Annotated in this window: 4 protein-coding genes; 1 reads left to right on the top strand and 3 read right to left on the bottom strand. The window is 49.1% G+C overall.

The window, feature by feature from the left end; translation table 11 throughout:
- Positions 1-211: 211 nt before the first annotated feature.
- Positions 212-1441, bottom strand: coding sequence for an NADP-dependent isocitrate dehydrogenase (locus MPF33_09480; protein ID MCI2415454.1), 1230 nt, complete (start codon positions 1439-1441; stop codon positions 212-214).
- Positions 1442-1537: 96 nt separating this feature from the next.
- Here MPF33_09480 and MPF33_09475 point away from each other — a divergent pair, with 96 nt between their 5' ends.
- Positions 1538-4777, top strand: a complete 3240-nt coding sequence (locus tag MPF33_09475; GenBank protein ID MCI2415453.1) for a protease pro-enzyme activation domain-containing protein — start codon at positions 1538-1540, stop codon at positions 4775-4777.
- Here the strand turns inward: MPF33_09475 and MPF33_09470 are convergent.
- On the bottom strand, positions 4770-5120 hold the full coding sequence (locus MPF33_09470; GenBank protein MCI2415452.1) for a hypothetical protein: 351 nt from the start codon (positions 5118-5120) through the stop codon (positions 4770-4772). The two genes, MPF33_09475 and MPF33_09470, sit on opposite strands and share 8 nt — an antisense overlap.
- 59 nt (positions 5121-5179) lie before the next feature.
- Positions 5180-5971, bottom strand: a complete 792-nt coding sequence (locus MPF33_09465) for a hypothetical protein (protein MCI2415451.1) — start codon at positions 5969-5971, stop codon at positions 5180-5182.
- Positions 5972-6000: the final 29 nt, after the last annotated feature.

Below are 6000 nucleotides of genomic sequence, written 5' to 3'. Positions count from 1 at the left end.
TTCCACAGCTTTTCAGTCACGTCCGCCAACTTCCTCAATTTCCTCTGTTTACCCACTTGGGAAGAGCCTCACAACTGCGGTTTTGACGCTTCCGGAATTGCGGGAGTAATCTGGCTCCTCATCTTTAGTTCGCCAAAGAAAGCGCCATAAAAGGAAATCGTTTTCATGTTAAAACCTTAACCCCGCTAGGCGAGGTTTGTCTTCTTATTTATCACCTTAACGTGCCCATTATGGCTATCAGCTCGTCTGTGAACTCCTTGGTGCCGAGCGGGGTGACTCCCATGTACCTAGCTATGTCTTGGGTTACCTTCTTGGTCTCTATTGCAGTGTTAATGGCCTTCTCTATAAGGTCCGCCGCCTCGTTCCACCCCATGAACCTGAGCATCAGCTCTCCTCCCTTTATCATCCCAGTCGGGTTTGCCACGTTCTTTCCAGCGTACTTTGGAGCTGTACCGTGGATCGCCTCAAACATCCCGCCCGAGTCCCCTATGTTTGCCCCTCCTAGCAGTCCTATGTTGCCTATGAGGGCACCAGCAGCATCAGATATGTAGTCTCCATTTAGGTTGGGGGCTAGTATAACGTCGTATTCGTCTGGCCGGGTGATTATCTGCTGGAACATGTTGTCCGCTATCCTGTCGTTCACTATGACTTTCCCAGTTGGGTCTGCTCCTTGGTTTACCTCTTCCTCCGTTACTATCTTGTCCCTGAACTCTCTCTTGGCTAGGTCGTAAGCCCACCACATGAAGCTCCCCTCCGTGTACTTTAAGACGTTCCCCTTGTGCATGATAGTTACCTTTCTCCTTCCGTGGTCTATGGCGTACTTTATCGCCATCCTAGTTATCCTCTCTGTCTTGAACTTACTGATCACCTTAATGCCTATCCCTGCATCGTCCTCTACTTCTACGTTTAGTTCTTTCTTGAGAAATTCCCTGATCTTCTTCGCTTCCTGTGAGTCGTATGGGTACTCTATACCCCGGTATAAGTCGTCTGTGTTCTCCCTGAAGATTACCATGTCCACCTTTTCGGGGTTCTTTAAGGGGCTCTCTATCCCCCTTATGTACTTAACTGGCCTTATGTTTGCGTAAAGGTCCAGCATCAGCCTTATCTCCACGTTTACTGACTTCCACCCCTTTCCAACCGGCGTCTGAAGTGGTCCCTTAAGGACTACCCTGTAGTTCAGCAGGGCCTCCCTTGTCTCCTTAGGGAACCTGTCGCCAGTCAGTTGCTGAGCCTTGTCTCCTGCGTAAACTTCCACCCACTTGATTTCCCTAGATGAGCCGTAGCTTTTCTCCACCGCCTTGTTTATTACCCTTATTGCTGAGTTCGTTATCTCCGGTCCTATTCCGTCTCCCTCTATGTAAAGGATAACGGGCTTATTGGGGGTTATCCACTGCCCGTTTTTGAAGGTTATTTTTTCTCCGTCTTCTGGAAATTTATACATCGCTATTCTGAGAAAGTGCCACGCTTATATTCTTTCTTGTGAAGTCTAGGACTCTGTATCGAAAAGATTTATCTTTCTTTGGGGCTAAGGATTGACATGTTAAAGGAGTTAATTACCCTCATTTTCCTAGTAGGCTCCGTTATCCCCTTGGTGGGAGTTAACACTCACGACTTTCAGTCGACCTTAAACAAGGACGCTTACGTTACAGTAACTGTTGTGGAACAACCGAAGAACTTAGAGCTCCTCCAGATGTATGTGGAGAACCACACGGTGCTTAACTTGACTCAAGTAGAACGACTGTTTATCCCCAATGCCGAGATTCAAAGGGCCGTAAACTACTTCCACCAGTTTGGTCTGTCAACTCAGACTTACCTTAACGTCATAACCGTGAGCGGAAAAGTTGAGGTCTTGGAGAGAGCATTACACGGCACGTTTTACGTGTACAAGTTCGGGAACATAACCTTCTACGAGTTTGAGGGAGAGGGGCCTTCTCCAATAGGCTCTGCCTATCTAATATCAACCAACTTCACCAAAGCCCTCTTGTCAAGGCCAAATACCCTGTACAACGTGACCCAGGCTGTAGCCTTCTCCGAGGTAAAGCCAGAACAATTGAGGCAGGCATATAACGTGACGGTACTGCTTAACCACGGCATAAACGGGAACGGTACTTCCGTGGGAATACTCGACTTCTACGGAGACCCATACATTGTTCAACAGTTGAACGATTTCGACAAGACCTTCAACGTGACGGCCCCACCGTTCTTAAAAGTGGTGCCGATTGGCCCATACGACCCAAACGACGGTATTAGCAACGGATGGGCCCTCGAGATTTCCCTAGACGTCGAGTACGTACACTTGGAAGCCCCAGGCGCTGGGATATACCTTTACGTCGCTAACCCCGACATCTCCTTGGTCGAGGCCATAGCGTTCATTGACCAGCAGGACAAAGTCAACGTGTTGTCCCAGAGCTTTGGAATCCCAGAGATCTACTTCGACCTGGGCGTCCTACCCCTGAGTTGCGTCCAGGCCCTAGACTACGAGTACTGGTTAGGAGAGGTGGAGGGGATAACATTTGTCGCAGCCAGCGGTGACGCCGGGGGGACCGGCAACAACTTCTTCCTCTTCCCCAACGGTAACTTGGTCTTCCCAGCAAGCGACCCTTATGTCCTAGCAGCAGGCGGTACGTCCTTATACGTTGCCGGCAACCTCACGGAACAGACGGCATGGAGCGGGGAGAGCGTTTTCGGCGCCTCAACGGGGGGGTTTAGCTCAATCTTCCCCTCACCTTGGTACCAAGGTAGCAGGGGCTTTAGGGAAGTACCAGACGTCGTAGCTGATGCAAACCCCTACACTGGGGTCCCAGTAATTTACTATTACAACCAGACCTACCTCGTGGGTGGGACGTCCCTTGCTTCTCCAACTATCGCTGGGATCCTCGATCTAATGAGCCAAGTTTACGGAAGGCTGGGGTTCGTGAACCCCCTACTTTACCAGCTTAGCGGTACAAAGGCTCTAGTGCCCGTGACGTTTGGCTACAACACGCCGTACATAGCGAATTCGTCTTACAACCCCGTTAGCGGTCTAGGTTACATTAACGCAGGGTACATGCTCTCATACCTTGGGAAAGCGATAAGCGTGCCTACCGTGACAGTAGCGGTACAGAACACCTCCTACTTGGATGGGCAAACAGTTAAGGTAGTGACCAAGGCTCCTCTAGGCACAAGGCTAACAGCTTACGTGTATAACGGGACCTCCATAATAGAGCGGTTCCCCTTGCTCTACAACGGCAGTTATTGGGTGGGGTCGTTTACCGCTGAAGGAGATGGAGTTGAGGAGGTAGTAGTAGAGGGAGGGAACTACACTTCTGGAACGTACGTTGTGGTGGGACTGCAAGCGATATTCCTGTTACCTCAGGTCGCAATATACTATCAGCCGGGAGAGATCCCGATTCTAGTCCAATTCGCCTATCCTAATGGTTCCGTGTCTAAGCCCCCTTCCAACACCTCAGCGGAAATCTATAACTATAGCGTAATATACGACAACTTCTCCCAAGTTGCCGACGTGTATCTTACCAGGGCTGAGGTGATAAACATCTCAGCCTTTGGTATATCGATTTCCTCCAACTACTTGGACGGAGCTTACAATATCTCTGGTAACATTGGAGGGATTTACATGGTTAAGGTAAATGGGGCCTTCGGCTTCGACGAATTTGTTGAGGGCATCTACGTTGTACCCGCCCTAATACCCTCCGTTTTCACTGAGCCGACCGTGACCTCTCCCGGTTCCAACGTGACCTTGGAGGTTATAGCCGAGACTGTGGGGTCGCCTAACGTTACCGTTTACTTCTACAAAGGCGACAGGGTTGTTTACTCTACGGAGGTAAACTCGATTTACGTCGATGGGACCCAATATTACGTCAAGCAGATTACCATTCCAAGAAACATGAGCCCGGGCTACTATAAGGTAGTTGCGGTTGCAGACTACTACCACGAGAGCTATACTGACAGCGGCTTAGGGTTTACTCAAATATACGTGTCGCCAGGATCCTTGTCGGTGAAGGTGTCCAACCCTAAGGTAGTATTTCAAGGTACTAGCTTAGGCGTTTACGCCAGTATAGACTACCCCAACGGTAGCCCAGTAACGCTCGGATCTTTTACTGCCGTAGTTATCCCCTCATTCATGGCGAAAGACTTCGACTCCCTTAGCATTTCGTACGCATACCCTATGGTCTACGTCAATGGCACGTGGGTGGCTAACGTGAGCGTCGTCAACGGTTCTACTCCCAACGGCTTTGGGCTGTCAGAAGGTGCCCTCTCTTCACCGTGGTACATATACGTCTTTGGGATCGCCGCCTCCGGGTACCCAACTGGGACTCCATCTTCTCTAAATTACAATACATTGACCATAGCCCCCGACTTTCCCAGCTCTTCGTTCATACTGTTGCCCTTGGTTTACGTTAGCTTATTTAACGGTTCCTACGCGTACGGCGATTACATTGACTACGCGTATATCGTGAACCACAACGCCACTATAGTGGACTCCATAGTACGGAACGCCACCATTATCAACGCTACCGTGACACTGATCAACAGCCAAATATACAACTACACGCTAAAGAACGGGGCTATCGTAAGTAAGTGGAACCTTCTGGAGTTCCGCGGTAGTCTGTACAATGTAAGTGTGACCCCTACTCAAAACACAACTCCTACTACCAGCGCACAGGTAGCAAACCAGGCAGAGACGACTGTTGCGGAGCTTGTAGGAGAACTAGCCGTGGTGGGAGTGGCAACCGCTATAGCGGTGAACGCTATTAGAAAAGCTAAGAGACCTACTTGACCTCAGTTATCATCCCAACCCAGTTTTCTTCTTCGTACATTATGTATTGGACTTGAAGCGTGATCTTTTTTGTGGAAGTTTTGGTCTTAACCTTCAGCGTGTAATTGAAGTAGTAGATGTTGCCGTCTATCTCCATTTCAGCCTTCTTGGGGAACTCAACGTCGTAACCGTAGTCCTCCGCTAAGGACTGTATCTTGCTCGTAATCCTAGTTATGATGCTCTTTATGTTCTCCCCGTAAAACGGCTCAAACGTCATGCTCCTCAGCTCTTCCTTGAACGCCAATATGCTCTCCCTGCCTTTCCTTATGCTGCTCGTGGATTTCTCTCTTGTTTTTCCCTTCACAAGTTCAAAACTCTACTTCCAGCTACATATAAGTTTTTATCAGAGACCTTGGGTGCCCCCTAAAGGTAAGAGGAGGAGGACTTTATGTCTTTTATTATCCTCAGCACCTCAGCCTCAAACTCGTTGGTAGGTTGGTCTTTTATTTCGCTCTTCTCCACGAAGTTTACAGCGTCTCTTATTCCCCTCTCAACTAGGATCTTGTCGAACGCTCTGGTCCTTTCAGCGGCAAGGTAAAATACCTTCAGTTTTACCTCCTCTAAAAACTTATCAAGAGCGTTAGCCAAGGACACGGCCTTCAAGCTCTTTTCCTCTGAAATGGTCTTCGCCCAAGGGTAACTCCTCTTCAAGCTATCCATTACTTCGCTGTTGTAGGCTATCTCGTTGAAGAGCTTAACGTTGTCTTCATCGTCGTCCCTTCTCCTCTTCTCCACGATGTCCCTGACGAATCCACTGAAGTCCGCCTTTATCTGCTCCCCCATGGAGGGGTACGGATAAAGGGACTCTTGGTTTGCCACTTGCCTAATTCCCTCGTAAACTTCTTTCATCTCCCTTTCAATTAAGGTGTAAGGGATGTTGTGATCCCCGTGAAGAAGGAAAAACGAGGTTCCCACTATGGAGTACACGTCGAGCATCACCAGTAGCTGGAACGCCTCGTTGTAGCCCGGTTCTGCCAGTTTCGGGTAGTGCTTCCTCCTCTTGAGGTAGAGCAAAGGCCAGTCCTTTAATGAGTAAGTTATGGGGGGTTTCGAATAGTATAGTAGGACGTAGTACCCCCCGTTCATCCTCTTATAGACGTAAACTGCCTTTTCCTTGTCTATTCCAACTTGTTCGGCCAAAGATATGTAATCCATGCTAAAACCTCAGCCCTGGGACTCCCATC

Source organism: Candidatus Aramenus sp. CH1, from assembly GCA_022678445.1.
Taxonomy (GTDB): domain Archaea; phylum Thermoproteota; class Thermoprotei_A; order Sulfolobales; family Sulfolobaceae; genus Aramenus.
The sequence above is the reverse complement of the archived record's forward strand: the minus strand, read 5'-3'. Positions and strand labels throughout refer to the sequence as shown.

Coding starts and splice junctions, on each gene's coding strand:
- MPF33_09480 (MCI2415454.1), bottom strand. CDS start 1,441: ATGTATAAATTTCCAGAAGACGGAGAAAAAATAACCTTCAAAAACGGG.
- MPF33_09465 (MCI2415451.1), bottom strand. CDS start 5,971: ATGGATTACATATCTTTGGCCGAACAAGTTGGAATAGACAAGGAAAAG.
- MPF33_09475 (MCI2415453.1), top strand. CDS start 1,538: ATGTTAAAGGAGTTAATTACCCTCATTTTCCTAGTAGGCTCCGTTATC.